This is a genomic window from Streptosporangium sp. NPDC002607 (assembly GCF_053592655.1).
Genome location: NZ_JBSFWD010000001.1, coordinates 254,840 through 270,893 on the forward strand (window position 1 = coordinate 254,840; position 16,054 = coordinate 270,893).

General features: G+C 66.9%; 7 protein-coding genes and 1 pseudogene. 2 read left to right on the forward strand and 6 right to left on the reverse strand.

The features are described from left to right. Positions 1-270: 270 nt before the first annotated feature. Both ACWD3H_RS01160 and ACWD3H_RS01165 read left to right on the forward strand, forming a co-directional pair. Positions 271-8,124 (forward strand): LamG-like jellyroll fold domain-containing protein, encoded by a 7,854-nt coding sequence (locus tag ACWD3H_RS01160; RefSeq protein ID WP_451953599.1) that lies wholly within the window; start codon positions 271-273, stop codon positions 8,122-8,124. Further along, positions 8,097-8,552 (forward strand): hypothetical protein, encoded by a 456-nt coding sequence (locus ACWD3H_RS01165; RefSeq protein WP_451953600.1) that lies wholly within the window; start codon positions 8,097-8,099, stop codon positions 8,550-8,552. Before ACWD3H_RS01160 ends, ACWD3H_RS01165 begins: the two co-directional genes overlap by 28 nt. A gap of 370 nt (positions 8,553-8,922) precedes the next feature. On the opposite strand, the gene ACWD3H_RS01170 is transcribed toward ACWD3H_RS01165, so the two are convergent. From ACWD3H_RS01170 to ACWD3H_RS01195, 6 genes and pseudogenes are all read right to left on the reverse strand, one after another. After that, positions 8,923-9,063, reverse strand: a complete 141-nt coding sequence (locus ACWD3H_RS01170) for a hypothetical protein (RefSeq protein ID WP_451953601.1) — start codon at positions 9,061-9,063, stop codon at positions 8,923-8,925. A 327-nt stretch (positions 9,064-9,390) separates the two neighbouring features. After that, complete coding sequence (gene mobF / locus ACWD3H_RS01175; protein ID WP_451953602.1) at positions 9,391-13,353, reverse strand: MobF family relaxase; 3,963 nt, start codon at positions 13,351-13,353, stop codon at positions 9,391-9,393. Positions 13,354-13,782: 429 nt separating this feature from the next. After that, a complete protein-coding gene (locus ACWD3H_RS01180) occupies positions 13,783-14,634 on the reverse strand; it encodes a helix-turn-helix domain-containing protein (RefSeq protein ID WP_451953603.1) in 852 nt (283 codons plus the stop codon). A 4-nt stretch (positions 14,635-14,638) separates the two neighbouring features. After that, positions 14,639-15,091 carry a DUF6879 family protein gene (locus ACWD3H_RS01185; protein WP_451953604.1) on the reverse strand — a complete coding sequence of 151 codons (453 nt, stop codon included), beginning with the start codon at positions 15,089-15,091 and terminating at the stop codon, positions 14,639-14,641. A 43-nt stretch (positions 15,092-15,134) separates the two neighbouring features. Further along, positions 15,135-15,359 (reverse strand): hypothetical protein, encoded by a 225-nt coding sequence (locus tag ACWD3H_RS01190; RefSeq protein WP_451953605.1) that lies wholly within the window; start codon positions 15,357-15,359, stop codon positions 15,135-15,137. A gap of 49 nt (positions 15,360-15,408) precedes the next feature. Continuing rightward, positions 15,409-15,969 (reverse strand): annotated as a pseudogene (locus ACWD3H_RS01195) (WbqC family protein); the annotation flags it as partial. Between the last annotated feature and the right edge of the window lie 85 nt (positions 15,970-16,054).

Consider the following 16,054-nt stretch of genomic DNA (forward strand, 5'->3'; position numbering starts at 1 on the left):
AAACCTGGCTAAAACGTCTTTTATTTGTTCCTTATGTAGATCTTGCGAGGTTAGATGATCTATGGGTAATTTCTGATCGTTTGCTCATATCTGTTGCACTCCGAACCGTTGACCCCGGCTGTGTCCGGACCTTTGACGGGCTGGGGTAACGCGAGGGCGTTCGGGTCTCGCGCTGACTTGTTCGGAGGGTGACGGCGTATGCGCCGGAATGTGTCATGGTCGCGCTCGGCCCACTGGGCTCGTCTGGCGTTACTCGCAGTCGTTCCAGGATTGCTGCAAATTCCCGCATTGCCCGCCCTCGCGGCCGCTGACCCGGTGACCTCGGCCTTGGCGGCGCCTTTGGTGACCCCCCGGCAATTGACCGGGTCGGCGGCTGGTTTTCCGACCCTGGTCGGCAGCGAGGCGACCACGGAAATGTCGGCGGCGGTGGTTGAGGGGCAATGGCGCTCGGACATCGAACCTCCCCAGGACGCGGTTCCGGTCGAGGAGCGGTTTGTCGATCAGCGGGAGGCGGGCACGCAAACCGGGCCGCTATCGAAGACGTCGGCCGCGCCGGCGCAACAGCGGGCCGCGTTGCTGGCGAATGAGCCGTTGCTGCTGAACGCTTTCCCGCGCAGCGGGATGTTGATGGATTCGCTGACCCCCACCTTGCGGGCGCAGGGGCGCAGCCCCCTGGGCGGGACATTGCGATATGCGTTCAAGATCTGCGACAAGGCGACGATGACCGGGACGGGCTGCACCTCCTCGGGCACCCTGGCGGCCGGGGTGAGCACGTGGAAGGTTCCGGCGGCGAAACTGGCGTGGGCCAAGCAGTACTGGTGGACCGTGACCATCACCGACACCACCAACTCCCTGACCACCGTCTCGGCGGTGCACACGTTCGTCACCGGGGTGCGCCAGCCGGTGATCACCTCGCAGCTGTCCACCTCCGGAGTCGGCGGCCAGGAGTTTGACCAGCAGAGCGGCAACTACACCACCGCCGCCACCGATTTATCGATTCCGACCGCGGGGCCTCCGCTGTCGGTAGCGCGCTCTTACAACAGCATGGACCCGCGTACCGATGGGATCTTCGGGGCGGGCTGGTCGACCCGCTGGGACATGAAGCTCGTCAAAGAGACACGGGGCGCGGTCGTCTCAGCGCTGGTGACCTATCCCGACGGGCGGCAGGTGCGGTTCATGGGGACCGGGGCGGGGGTGTTTCAGCCGCCGCCGGGCATGCACGCCACCTTGGCCGAGGAAAGCGGCGGCACCTGGCGGTTGATGGACAAGTCGGCCACCTCCTATGCCTTCGACGCCCAGGGCCGGTTGACCGAGATCACCGATTCGCAGGGCCGCGGCCAGGAGCTGACGTATGGCACCGGTGGGAAGCTGGCCACGGTGACGGCGACGGGCGGGCGGTCGCTGACGTTCACCTGGAGTGGTGATCACGTCAGCGCCGTCTCCAGCGACCCGGTGGGCGGCACGCCGCTGACCTGGACCTACCACTACGACGCCGGCCGGTTGACCGGGGTGTGCGCGCCGGTGGCCGCCCCCAACTGCGCCCACTACGCTTACGGCAGCGGATCGCAGTACCGCAGCCGGGTGCTGGACTCCGACCCGTACGCCTACTGGCGGCTGGGCGAGGCCTCCGGGACGGTGGCCGCCGACCAGGGGGCGGGCGCGGCCGATGCCACCTACCAGTCGGTCGCCTACGCCAAGCCCGGCGCGCTGGCCGGCAGCACCGACACCGCGGTGGAGTTCACCACCGGCTCGGCGGTGAAGCTGCCCGCGCACACGGTGCCGCATCTGGGCGATCAGATCTCGGTGGAGATGTGGTTCAAAACGGCCCAGTCCGGGGTGCTGATGGCCGCCGGCACCCAGGAGACGAGCGGGATTCCGTGGGGGCCGATGCTGTATGTCGGCACCGACGGCAAGCTGCGCGGCTCGCTGGCCGCGGTCGCCGCGCCGATCACCTCGACCGGTGTGGTCAACGACAACGCCTGGCACCACGTCGCTTTGACCGTCTCGGGCCAGGACCAGACGTTGTTCCTGGACGGGGCGCAGGTCGGCACCCTCACCGCGGCGGTGACCGCCTGGCGCAACAGCGCGACGATCGGCAACGGCGTCGCCGACCCGGCCACCTCCCCGGCGGTGCCCACCCCGCGGGCGGCGTTCGCGTTCAAAGGCCTTATTGACGAGGTCGCCCTCTATGACAAGCCGCTGACCGCGGCCGAGGTCGCCGCCCACCACGGCGCCCGGGCCGAGGCGGCGCACAAACTCACCGGGGTTGCGCTGCCCTCGGGCCGGGTGTGGGCGGCCAACACCTACGACGCGGCCACCGACCGGCTCAAAACCCACGTCGACCGCAACGGCGGCACCTGGCAGATCGGCGCACAGACCTACGACCCGCAAAACGGCGCCGCCCGCGTCACCGTGGTCGACCCGCGCAACGAGGAGCTGAAGTACCTCTACGACGCCTGGCGCGGCTACCGCATCATTGGCGCCACCGACCAGCTAGGCCACACCTCGTGGTTTGAGTACAACCTGTCGGGCTCTTTGGCCAAGCTGATCGACCGCAACAACATCGTCAACGACGTCTACTTCGACGAGCGCGGCAATCTCATCGCCCGCAAGTACTGCCGCGCCGTCGGCGAATGCGCGATCGACCGCTGGACGTACTACCTCAACACGGCTGATGCCTTCGATCCGCGCAATGACCAGGTGACCGTACATCGCGATGGGCGTTCGGCCTCTGAGACCGACAATACCTTCGCCACCGTCACCGAGTACACCACCCACGGTGAGGTGGCGAAGGTGACCAGCCCGGCCACCCCGGACTTTCCCACCGGCCGCTCGGTGATCTCCTCCTACACCGACGGCACCGAGCCCGCGATCGGCGGCGGCACCACTTCGGCCGGGTTGCTGAAGTCGGCCAAGGACCCCAAGGGCAACGAGACGACCTACCGCTACACCGCTTCTGGGGATCTGGCCGAGCAGACCAGCCCATCGGGGGTGAAGACCACGTTGGTCTACGACGCGGTGGGCCAGGTGATCTCCAGCACCGAGGTCTCCCAGGCCCACCCTGGCGGTATCACCGCGACGTTCACCTACAACGGCCTGGGCCGGCTGCTGACCCGCACCGCTCCCGGGGTGGAGAACGAGGTCACCAATGTGACCCACACCGCCCAGACCACGCTGACCTACGACGCCGACGGCAACCCGCTCACCACCACCGTGGCCGACCTGACCGGTGGCGACGCCGCCCGCACCACCACCTACACCTACGACATCTTGGGGCGAGTCGCGACAGTCACCGATCCCGAGAGCGGGGTGAGCGCCTCCACCTGGGACGTCACCGGCGCCAAGGCGTCGACGACCGACCCAATGGGCACGGTTGTCACCTTCGCCTACACCAAGCGCGGCCAGCCGGCCTCTACCACGCTGAAGAACTGGACCGGCAGCCCGGTCAACCCGCAGGCCCCGCAGGATGTGGTGCTGAGCTCCTCCTCCTATGACCCCGGCGGCCGACTGGCCGGTCAGATCGACGCGATGGGCCGCAAGACGGCCTACACCTACTGGATGGACAACCGGCAGGCCAAAACGATCGGCGACGACGTCAAGCTCAACGGTTCTGCCACCCCGGCCGATGTGGTGTTGCAGTCCAGTGAGTACGACCCGGCCGGTAACCTCGTCCAGCAGGTCAGCGGCGGCGGCAAAACCACCGTCGAGTCCGTCTACGACGCCGCGGGCCTTCTCACCTCCACCACGCTCGACCCCGCCGCTCTCAAGCGCAAGACCGCTTTCGAGTACGACGCGGCCGGCAACATCACCAAGGAGACCTTCACCGCCGCGGGCACCACCCGCACCGAATTCACCTCCTACACCTACAACGCACTGAACCAGATGACCCGGCAGACGGTGGAGAACGGCGCCGACGACCTGGTCACCACCAGCACCTACGACGACCGCGGGTTGCTGACCGCAACCGTCGATCCGCGTGGCAATGCCTCCGGCGCCACGCCCGCGGACTTCACCACCACAATGCGCTACGACCTCATCGGCCAACTGGTAGAGGTCAAATCACCGCAGGTGACCATCGAGAAGAACGGGTCCGCCGCCGCCGGCCAGCCCACCTTGACCTACGGCTATAACAGTGCCGGACTGCAGACTCATACGGTCGACGCCGAGGGACGAACCCTCACCTCGACCTTCGACAAGGCCGGACGCCTCACCTCGACCATCGCCCCGTCCTACACCCCACCGGGTGGCAGCGCCCTCATCCCCAAGATCACCTACGGCTACGACGCGGCGAGCCGCCAGACCACGGTCACCGACCCGCGCAACCACGTCACCTCCACGACCTACGACGCGCTGGGCCGCCCGGTCAAGGTCACCGAACCCGGCCCCTCCGGGCCGGGCGGCGTGCGAGTGGCGGAGTACGATCTGCTGGGCGAGCAGCTCGCGGCCATCGACCCCACCGGGGCGCGCACCGAGGCCACCTACGACGATCTGGGCCGTACGATCACCCAGACGCAGATCGAGCGCAGGCCCACCACCGCCGCGCACACCACCAGGCTGACCTACGACACCGCGGGCAACCTCACCCAGAGCGTCGCACCCGCCCCCGGGAACAAGACCACCACCTATGTGGTCAACGCCGCCGGTGAGGTCACCGACGTAACCGACCCGCTCACCCACACCTCCACCATCGCCTATGACCTCCTGGGCCGGCAGACCAAGGTGACCGACGCGCTGGGCAACGCCACCGAGGCCACCTATGACCTCGCCGGTCGTAAGACCGCGGCCAAGGACCTGACCAGAACCGGAAGCACCGAAAGCGTTGTGCGCACGTTCGGCTTCGGCTACGACCCGGCCGGCAACCCGACCAGCACCACCTCCGCCGAAGGGCACGTCACCCAGCGACAGTTCGACGCGCTGGGCCGGATGACCTCCCTCGTCGAACCGGTCGCCGCGGGCACGTCGATCACCTCGACGTTCGGCTACGACGCCACCGGGGCACGTACCCGCACCACCGACGGCCGAGGCAACGCGACCTGGACCGGCTACAACACCCTCGGCCTGGTCGAGTCGGTCATCGAACCGGCCACCACGGCCCACCCCAATGCCGCCGACCGGACCTGGACCAGCGTCTACGACGCCTCCGGCAACGCCGTGGCCACCCTGCAGCCGGGCGGAGTGCGCATCGACCGCACCTTCGACCCCCTGCGCCAGGTGGTCGAAGAAAGCGGCAGCGGTGCCTCGGTGGCCACCCCGGCGCGGAGCTTCACCTACGACGCAGCGGGCCGGGTCACCGCGGTCGGTGACTACACCCTCGAATACAACGACCGCAGCCTGCTGACCAAGGTCTCCAAGGCCACCAATCAGGTCGCCGCCTACACCTACGACGCCGTGGGCAACCCCACCCAGCGCGTCGACCCGGCCGGGACGGCGAACTACACCTGGGACAACGCAGACCGGCTAAAGACCGCAAGCGACCCGGTGACGGGACGCACCTGGACCTACGGCTACGACAACGCCAGCCGGCTCACCACCAAGACCTCCACGAGCCCGGTGGGCACCCAGACCTACGGCTACGACGCTATGGATCGCCTCACCTCCCACAGCCTGAAGAACAGCTCCGGCACCGAGCTGTCAAAGATCGTCTACGGGTGGGACAAGGACGATCTCCTCACCACCAAGACCACCACCGGCACCGCCGGGGCCGGGGTCAACACCTACGGCTACGACCGCGCCGGACGCCTGACCTCCTGGACTGCCCCCGGCGGCGCTGTCACCGCCTACGAATGGGACGCCTCCGGCAACCGCACCAAGGCCGGGGCCGAGACCTTCGTCTACGACCAGCGCAACCGGCTGACCTCCGGCGCCGGAGTCGACTACACCTACACCCCGCGCGGCACCACCGCCACCGAAACCACCAGCGGCACCACCCGAAACCTGGTCTTCGACGCCTTCGACCGGCTCATCTCCGACGGAGAGGCCACCTACGGCTACGACGCCCTGGACCGGATGATGTCACGCACCGCGGGCAGCAGCCAGCAGCGCTTCACCTACTCCGGGCTAAGTAACGACCTCGTCGCCGTCGCCGACGGCGCCAACAACCCCTTGGCCAAATACGGTCGCGACCCGTTTGGCGGACTGCTCAGCCTGCAGGAAGGCGCCAGCCCCGGGCTCGCCACGATGAACGACCTGCGCGGTGACGTGGTGGGAACCTTCTCCGGCACCGCCCTGGTCGACTCGGTCGCTTACGACCCGTTCGGCGAGGTTACCCACCGCTCCGGCACCCAGCGCACTCTCGGTTACCAGGGCGAGTACACCGACCCGGACACCGGCAAGGTCAACATGCTCGCCCGCTGGTACCAGCCCGGCACCGGCGCCTTCACCTCCCGCGACACCGCCACCCTCAACCCCGCCCCCTCCGTCCAGGCCAACCGCTACACCTACGCCAACGCCAACCCCCTCACCAACACCGACCCCACCGGACACAGCTCCATCCAGATCAACAACGCGAGCTCCGGTGCAACTGGTGGCTCCGACTGGCAGTCAATCGACATAAGCAGCTACTGGGATCGACGCCCCCGCGGTTGGGACGTGCCATTGTCACCGAACGCCACCCACGCAGAGAGCAACTCAGTATGCGCCTGCGTGTACACCGGCTCCAACGATAAAACTGATAATTACTGGTGGAATCGGAACTATGGGTCGTATGCACTGTTACCACTTCTCGGCCCTGACGAAATCAAAAGGCTCGGCAAAAAATACATGCCCAACGGCAGGCCGGTGGTGGAGGGCACCAACTTCTGGAAAGCGGACCCGGAACTGCAGGACAGATTTATGGCCGCCTACGACCCTAGCCTGGACGATTTTATACTAGGGCTTATATGGAAGGACATGGGCGGGAAGTTTGAATATCTTCTTTTTGACTCGCCCCAAAATCAGGCAGGAAGTGTCGACCCCTGGGTAAAGTGCACCAAGGATTTATCAGAGGAGACATGCGAGCAATGGCGTGCTGCCGCAGCGCAACTAGCCGCACTACGAGGCGTTCAGCAAGAGTGCGGGAAAATACCCGCAGGGGAAGGGGCAGATAAAAAGCTTCGCGCATGTAGCAACTTGATAACACAGGCCGGCATGACCGACGACCAGTGGTGGGAGTTAATTAAAAACAACGTCGAAAAATCGCTACTCTTTAAAACTATCGACTTTCTTGCGGGCGATGCACTGGCATGCAAACGTGGCGACTTCATTTCCTGCATGCTCATGGCCTCCGACATTTTCGGAGGCCCTGCATCAAAGGGAATAAAGGCGCTCGGAAAGAAGTTAGGGAAAGCCGCCAGCGCTTTCGTCGATATAGCTAATGCGTGTCGTCGTAGCAGTTTCCTTCCCGGCACCAAAGTGCTCATGACTGACGGCTCTTTGAGGCCGATCGAAGAAGTAAACGTGGGGGATCGTGTAATCGCAACGGATCCCGAGACGGGCAAGAGCGAAGGTCGAGTAGTCACTAGGCTGATTACAAGCTTCGGTAGTAAAAAACTCGCCCAGCTCCGGGTCGATGTAGACGGCAGCGATGGTGACGAAGTTGGGCAGGTCACCGCAACGGCAGAACATCCAGTCTGGGCGGTCGGTCAAAGCCAATGGATCGACGCAGGTGAACTGACTGCCGGGACGCGCCTCCTCTCCGCTAGTGGTGAGATCTTGGAACTAGTCTCCGTCTACCGGTACATTCAGGACAACCAGCGCGTCTACAATCTGACGGTAGAAGGCATCCACACTTACCATGTGGCTGCAGGAGGCGCTGACCTCCTCGTCCACAACGCAAATCCATGCTTTGTTGGTCCGCCACTCACTATTACAAATGCACAGTTCGGCCACAAATGGGGGCAGCACGCAGGGCACTTTGGTGCGGCCGTGGGCGACGCCGCTGCTCGAAACCGCATACTGGAATCCATTAGATATGCGGTCAAAAATCCAGATCAGGTACGGCACGGGGAGTGGCGTAATGGCGGCAAGGACCACTGGTTCTACCAGAAGGGTGATATGCTAGTGGTTCTAAAACCAGACGGAACATTCGTCACAGCATTCCCAAACGATGGCAATCACTGGTGGAAAAAGGCCAGGGTGATAAGTTGATCGGCGCAAATTTAGATGGCAAGCTACTGGCCAAAGTTAGGTGTGCATTCTATGAGTTCAAAGGCATCGTCGAACGGGATGCAGGATTCATAGAACTATCCTTCGCCGAAGGCACGTGCGTTCACTTCGGCGTAGGGCCAGACGCAGAGTCTCTCTCGTTAAATCCTGGACCATGGATCGACCCCCTCGCCTTACCTCGAAGTCGAGAAAACGAGGAATACGTCAACTCTCACGGAAAATACACAGCATTCGACGTTAGTACCCAGGAGCCCTATACGGAAATCCTCGGGCGCGTTGTGTCGAGAGTACAGCCTATTATTAATGAAATAACATCAAATCAGACGGGACTATTAATCGACTTCGGCGCTTCTTGCCTTAAAATTGAGGTAATTGCAGACGAGCTATATGTCTCTTACATAGCAGGCTGATCATAACCGGCGGACCGGCTCGTCCTCGTCCTGGCTGCTGTAGCCGCGATTTCCTACGCGCTCGCCGAGAGGTCCCCAGGCGTCCGACACCCACAGGGCACCATCACCAGCGTGCGCGCGCTCTGGTCCAGGTGGGCCACCATCTTGGATCCCAAGCAGTAGCGGCACCCCAGGAAGGCGGCGACCGCGGAGTCCGACCAGATCCGGTGCTCCCAAACCGGCGGCGGCTCAGCGGGCGGTGGGGGAGATTCGGCGGGCTCGTGCTCAGCACCGACCCAACCCCGGCCATGGCAGAACGAGCAGGCGATGCGCAGGCGGCCTAGGCGCTGGCCTCCCTCTCCCTCGCACTCGGGGCAGGTGATCGGGTCGGTCATCGCCGCCCCGTCCCCGCGCACGAGGTGCACGCCACCCAGACGCTCTGCTTCTTGCTGCTGCCGTTACGGTCGATCCACTCCCCGCCGGCGCCCAGGCAGATACCCCAGATCGGCGCGCCCTCTTCTTCCTCGGCCATACCTCGACGCTACGCCGCCCCGAGAACCCCGTCAGATCCTTCCTGGTCACCTTGCCCACTTCCTCCACACCGTAGAGCGTGGGGGTGGTTGTGCGACCTCCTCGCCTTTGCGGCGTAGATTTATTTTCTCATTCGAGCCGCGTGGTTGTCGTGGTGGCCCTTGAAGGCTGTCGGCGATGGCGGCGGTCAAGGCTGCGGCCGAGCGTAGCGAGGGCTGTGGCCTTGAGGGCCGCGGAGCCGGCGGCCATACTTCGGGCCGCGACGACCACCTCCCTGACCCGCGCACGCGTAGGGGCTCCGAAAGCTCCAGGAAGTCCGCCCCCGCGGTCACATGCTCAACCCCCGGTCGGGGCCCTTGGTGGTGGGCGATCGGTAGGTGGGTGTCCGGTTGGCGGACCTGGGGGCGGCTGGGCCCTGGTGCGCGGCGTGTGCGCGGGCCTGCTCGCGCCGGGAGTGGGCCAGCTGCGCCGCGGCTGGATCGCGGCGGGCGTGGTCTTGGCTGCGCCGGACAGTGTCGCCGAGCTGGCGGCGGTAGTCGTGCTCAGCTCTCAAGGTGGCCAGCAGGCGGGTGGCGCGCTGGTGCTGGCCGGCGGGGGACGTGGTGGTGGCCAGGGAGCCGAGCTGGGCGGCCTCGACGCGTTTTCTGTCGGCGAAGCCCGGCATGACCTGCTCCAGGTGGGCCGCGATCGCCTTCTCCATCACCGTCGTGAAGGAGGTGCGGCCGGTCAGGAGGCGGTGTCGCGCCTGCAGGTCGGCGGTGTTCGCACACGACGGGGAGGCCTGCCGTGCGGCGTGCAGCGCGGCCTGCTCGGCGCGACCGGCGACCTCGGCCCGGTGAGCGGCACCGGCCAGCGCCTGGGATGCCTCCTGCAGTCGCTGCTGCAGCCGGGTGCGCTCGCCGCTGGGCAGCCGGCCGCGCAGGCCGCTGTTCTTCTCGCGTAGTGCCGCCTGCAGCTGGGTGACGCGCTGTTCGGCGCGGCGGTGCGTGGCTTGAGCGTCCTGGCGTCGGTTGCCGGCGGTGTGGGCCTGGTCCAGGGCGTGGGTGAGGTGGTCGCGTTCGTCGACGAGCTCGGCCTGCACCTGTGTGCGGATGGTAGCGACCTGCTCGGCCTGCTCATGCTCGCGGCGCCGTTGCTCCTCGACCTGCTCGGCCAGCTGCGTCGTCCGCGCGGCCGTGGCCTCGATGCGTGCTTGTAGGTCCTCGTCGCTGAGCAGGCCGTGCGGGCGGTCGGGGCGGGTGACCTCGTTCAGCGCCACGCGGGCGGCCACCACCTGGGCCGCCGCGGCTTCGATGGTCTCCAGTTCGCGGGCCCGCGCCGCGGCGATCGGCTCGGGCTCAGGGGTGAGGAGCCGGTCGGTGCGATCGCCCTGCAGGGTCGCGGCGTAGGCGTCCAGAGCGCGGTGCAGTTCCTCAGCCGGGTTGCGCGGCTCGCCGTGGCGGGCGCGGTCGGCGTCGGACTCCAGCACGTTGCGCGGCAGGTACAGGTGAACGCTGATGCGATCGCGGCTCATCGCCGCGTACAAGGTGTGCGGATCCAGGCCCATGCCGTAGATGAGGGTGTGCCGGCTGGTCAGGCCTTGGGCGGCGGCCACCGTCATCGCGGTCCCATGCGACAGGCCACCGGCGGCGATATAGGCAGAACTCACCCGTTCGACGACCAGGGCCGGGCCGTCGGCGTCGAGGCGGCGCCACTGCACGCTGACCGACCGGTCGGGGTGGATCTCGGTGATGATGCCGCGGTAGCCGTTGAGGACGTCCGCGCGCCGCCCCTTGCTCTTGCGGGAGCGGTAGTCGTTAGCCCGCACTCGGACATGGTCGCCGACCGCCAGCGCCACCGTGCGCCCCCCGGGAAGCCGATACACCGCATCCGGTCCCGACACCTCCCCGGCCTCGCGGCGGATCGCCCGCGCGGCCGCGTTGAGACGCTCTGCCTCGGCGTTCGTTCCGGCCAGCACCAGTACGGCAGCGAGCTCGTCGTGCACGTCGCGGTAGCCGGTGCGCAAGGTGGCCCAGTCGGCCAGCAACGTGCTCAAGGTGTCAGTCGCGTCGCGTCCGGCGTGCACCCGGCCGCCGCGACTCCAGGTGCGCAGCGCTTCGGCGCGGTCTCCGTCGCGCCACTGCTGCAGCGCGTGGCGCTCGATCGGGTCGCGCTGGCGCCGGTTCTCCTCCAAGACCAAGCCGTCGACCTGGCGGTGGATCGCGGCGAAGGTGCCACCGACGCCGATCGCGCGCAGTTGCAACGGATCGCCGATCGCCACCACCTTTGTGCCGATGCGCTGCGCTTCGGTCAGCACGACGGCCAGGTCGCGGTCGTCGACCATCGCGGCCTCGTCGATGACCAGGACGTCGACGCCGTCCAAACCGGGGCTGTCGGGGTCGGTGATGCGGTGGATCCAGGTGGCGATGGTGTGCGCGCCGATGCCCGATTCCGCGGTCAGGTTCGCGGCCGCCACCGCGGCGGTCGCGGCGCCGGCCACCACCAGGCCGCGACTCTCCCACCCCGCCCGGGCTGCGGCCATCAGCATGGTCTTACCCGCCCCAGGAACGCCGATCAGCGCCTCGACGCCGCGCCCGTCGGCCAGCAGACGGTGCAGGGCGGCGCGCTGGGCGGAAGAGAAGGTGATGTCGTAGGCGACCTCGAAGGCATCCAGCGACAGCGCGACGGCCGCGGCGTCGAGAACGGCGGCGCCTTCGTTGTAGCGCTCGCGGGTGAGGTGCAGCACCTGCTGCTCGGCCTCCAGGATGTCGGTGGAGGTGTAGCGGGCGGAGTTGACCAGGTGCCGCGCTCCGGTGTCGGGCAGGCGCACGGCCGGCTCGCAGGCCAGCACCGCATCCGTCAGCGCTTCGGCGTCGGCGCGGTCGGCGATGCCGTCGGGGCAGGCATCGGCCACCGCGGCGAACACATCGGCGCGGGTGACGACCTTGGCGTGAGAGGTCAGGCCACCGTCGGCGCGCCAGATCCACGCGGCGATCTGTTGTGCGCTGGGACGCGGCGGGAGACCTTCGCCCGGGTGCAAACATCCCGCCATCACCGCCGCGGCGTCGACGCCATCGGCGGCACATTGCGCATGCCAGTTCGCCGACAGGTCACCGGCCGCGACGGCGTCACCTTTGGGCTGGCGGCTGGTGGCGCTGGCCACCCGGCGGGCGTGCTGGTGAGCCTCCTCATAGGCGATGCCGCGCTCGGCCAGCAACGCCTTCACCTGGGTGTCGCGCTTGGAGAACCGGGCGCGCAGCGTCTCGTCGACGCCGACGATTTCCCACGCCCCGGTGTGCGCGTCGCGCTCCCAGCGCACCCCGAATGTCTCGATCGTCTGACGCCGGACGCGCGCTTTGAGGAACGCATCAGCGGCGTGGGCGTGGCGAAACAGGTCCCGGCCGCCGGCGGCCACCGCCGACCACCTCCCATCCACGCCGCGCACCATGTTGGCGATCGACGCGTGCGCGTGCAGGTGCGGATCCGGGGTCTGGCCGTCGACCGGGCGGGCGGTTCGGTGCTCCAGGACCCAGCCCAGCAGGCCGCTGGAGGCGATGCGCTCGGCGAGTTCGTCATCGCCCTGGTGGCCGCGCTGGCCGTAGGCGACCCATTCCTGCACCGCGGCGACGGCCTCGACGACGCTCTGGGTGAACATCGTCTGGACCGCCGCGCCGACCTCGGGGCTCGACAGAGCGTGCAGCAGGCTGACGCTTTTGCTGACGTCCAAGGTGAGGTCGTATCCGCGGTTGCCGACGCGTACCCGCGCCTCGCGCCAGCGGCGCGCCTCGGCCAGCTGGTCGCCGTCGTAGACGGCGGCGAGATCCAGGCCGGCCGCGCGGGCGAGTTTGCGCGCGTCCTCGTATGCCAGCACGTAGGCCTCGCCCTTGCGTTGCACGCCGCGCTCCAGCCGCGCCGCGCGTTTGGTCATCGCGTCGTTGCCGCGCACCAGGGCGCTGACCGCCGCGGCGCCGCGCTCGATCGCGGCCTGCTGCAGGGCGGCCAGGAGCGGGGCGCCGGGCAGCATCGCGCGCGGGTCGACGGCCAGTTTCGCCGCCACCAGTACCTCACCGGTGTGCGGGTGGCGACCGTCCATCAGAGCGCGGGCCGCGTCGTGCTGGTCGGCGGTGAGCGGGCTGCCGGGGGTGATGCCGACCTCGCGCAGACCGTCGCCGATCCACATCAAGGGACGCTCGCCGGCCAGCCGGTAGGCCAGCTGCGCATCCGCCTGGAGCTCGGGGACGCATCCGGCGCCTTCGCGTAGCCGATAGTCGACCTGCGCCTGGTCGGGCCCGAGCGTGCTCACCCACGCCACCGCGCCCACCTCCACGCATCCGCCCAGCTCAGCGCCGGTCTTTCGGCCGAAGGCCGCCCGTATCGCAGATACCTTCGTCCAAGTCTTGAATTGATCTTGTAAGGAATTATGACAGATTGTGTTGATATCAGGTAGATCGTAATCAGAGATGGTGATGGCAGTGTTGAAATAGTGGTTTCTGAAAGATCTCGCTTGAAGGTATTTCGTTAGCAGGTCAATGAGCGACTGGCGATCTGGGCGAAAGAACGTGGCCCCTCCTTACGGCCCTGAGAAGGTTTCTTGAAAAGGTCCGCTAGACAGCTAGGCCGCAGGTCAAACACCTGTATGACCGCTAGCGGGCCCGCTAGACCTAGCGGGGGGAGCCGCTAGGAAACGCCCCGTCGTCCAGCGTCCAGGCGGCGGGACGTCGCCTTGCACAGCAGGGGCCAGTCAGTCATCCAGGGCGGCCACCGCCGACATGATGAGGTTGCGGGCGGCCTTGCCGTACACCGCGAGCTCCGCCATCTTCGTGAACACCTTGCCGTACATGGCGATCTCGTGGGGCTGCGTGATCGTCAGATGCCCCGACACCAGTTCCACGGTGACCTCATCGTCGTCGAACATGAAGAACGACTCCGTGGGCCACATGCGGGAGCGGTCGGCTCCGAGGGGGATGATGCCGAGCGACACTGACGGCATCGCGCTCGCGGTGAGCAGGTGACCGAGCTGGGCGGCCATCACCTCACCGCCACCGATGGGAGCGCGGAGAACGCTCTCCTCCAGCACGACCGCAAATCGGTGGTCGCCCTCCTGGACCACCCTCTGCTTGTCCAGGCGCACCTGTACTGCCTCAGTCACGTCGTCGGGGACGCTCCGGCGCAGCATGAGCGCCGTAAGCACCGCCGCGATGTAGGGGCCGGTCTGCAACGGCCCCGGGATCAGCTTGGATGAGTAGATCCGGAATTGCCGTGTCCGCTCCCACAGAGGAAGCACCGCCTCTTGAGCTTGGCGCAGCCCGTTGCGCTCCATGTGCCGCCACTCGACGAACATGCCCTCGATCGTCTCCAGCGAGACCACCAGTTCGTTCGCCTGCTCCAGCGCACCGCAGTAGCGACACCAGATGCGGATGTCGGCCGCGGCCGGGCGCCGGCGGGCGTGCTCGATGCGGCTCACCTTGGAGGCGTGCCAGCCTGCCAGCCGCGCGAGATCACGATCGGACAGGCTGGCTTCTTGCCGAAGGTGGCGGAGTCTCGCCGCCAGGAGTTCGAGCGCCTGCTGAGCGCTGGAGGACGTTGGGCGCACGGGCTCAGGCTGGCCGATAGTCCTCGTGCGGGGTGGCACGCTGCCATACGGCCTCGAATGCCTCCGCCTGCTGCTTGACCACGATGGGATCGGTGATGAGCTCCTCTCCCACCTTGTCACCCACCCCGCTGAAGTAATGAACGAGCAGCGTGCTGCCGTCGAACAGCCAGAAGTCGTTCGCGGGCAACATCAGGTCCGTGGCCTTTTGGCGGGGCAGCCATCGCACATGCTCCCCCGCCCGTATGTTCGGGACGGTGACGTCGTACTCGTACTGGATGTAGGGGCTGATCGGCTCCGATACGACGCGTGCTCGCTGTACTTCAACGCCCCGGCTTACAGCATCGACGATGTTCTGCAGCCATGGCCGCCACCACGAGGAACGGTCATCCAGGTCGATCCTGTGCCCGGATTGCCAGGCGCTGAGGCCGGGATCGTTCAGGGTGTAGCCGTCGCGCATCTCCAGATGACAGGCAGAGCGCTGACAGGCGGTCAGGAGTTGCTTAAGCGTTGCTGTTGCCGCCACCGGCTACCTCCGGGAAGAACTGCATCATGCGCTTGGGGAAGCGGATCAACGTTTCACCCTCGGGCATGTCGCCCACATGCTGGAGAGTGGCGGTATCGGTGATGGTGAAGCCCTGCAGGATGTAGTCGTCGCCGTCCTCCCAGACGGTTGGCGAGTCGCCGTCGGGGCTGTCGGGATCCTTGCCGAGGAACCGGGGTGCCATGAGCCCGGCATGGCAAGGAATGCGAACCGATCTCCAAAGCCCAGCAGGGCTAGGCACCAGATCGGGGATCTTCCTCAAGAACTCGTCCGCGCAGGGCCTCCAGTTCCCGCCCCAGAGCGCCCGACCCGACGAGCATCAGGGCGTGTACCGCGCTCACCTCCCGGGCGGATGCCCATATGCCCGATCCGCGGGCCTGGAACGGGAGAACCTCGATCGAGTGGACCCGGAAGGCGGCCGGGTCCAGGTATCGCATGCCCCCGGTCCCGCACAGGTAGGTCGTGGCGCCTGTCAGCCAGGCCAGGTCGGCCAGGCGTTGCGAACGTTCACCGGGTGCGAGCAGATCGCTGCTGTGCAGGATCCGCCCCCGCCACCCGACCTCCTCCAGCAGCAGGCGCGTGGACAGCTCCGTCACGTCTGCCAGTCGATCCGTGCTCTCGAACGCGGCAAGTACGGGTTCGAGCCCCCTCTTGAACGACGGCCAGTAGGCACTGTGCCGGCAGTGGTCGGCGAGGAGCTGAACGACACGGCGACGGCAGCGGGAGGGATCGGCCAGACGCGCTCCGCGGATGGAGGTGGAGCGACCGTATGGCAGGTGGGTGGAAATGGAGAGCCACCGCGGCTGCCACGAGCCGTCGAGCGAGGCGAGGCGCGCGCGGTGTGGTAGTCCCTATGTGCGAACTGCACGTCGTCCAAGA